Origin of the sequence: Bacteroides sp. 51, from assembly GCF_010500965.1 — a bacterium.
In the GTDB taxonomy this organism is placed as follows: Bacteria; Bacteroidota; Bacteroidia; order Bacteroidales; family Bacteroidaceae; genus Bacteroides.
In genome coordinates, this window is the sequence record NZ_QVMI01000159.1 from 1 (window position 1) to 328 (window position 328).

Consider the following 328-nt stretch of genomic DNA (forward strand, 5'->3'; position numbering starts at 1 on the left):
CATCAGGTTGGAAACGCGCTGTGAAATGGGGAGGGCAGGGTTGGTGTAATCCCCGCCTCCCGCTTTGCAACTTATTATGGTTGCTACAGCATCTGCTCTATTGATTTCTTGTGCAGATCTTGATTATAAATCAGATCTGTTGGTAGAGAAACCGGATGATGTAGCCGAACAAGATTATCTGGAAATGATCCGTCTGAAAACAGCAGTTTTACTTGCCGCAAGTCTGAAAATGGGAGCCATGTATCAGAACCCGGACGTATCTATGGAGCAAATCGAGGCCATCCTTGCCGACTTCAAAGAGCGGCTTACCCGCAACGGGCATGGTCTG

At 48.2% G+C, this 328-nt stretch carries 1 pseudogene; it reads left to right on the forward strand.

The window, feature by feature from the left end:
- Positions 1 to 145 precede the first annotated feature (145 nt).
- A pseudogene (locus tag D0T87_RS23930) lies at positions 146 to 328 on the forward strand (polyprenyl synthetase family protein); the annotation flags it as partial.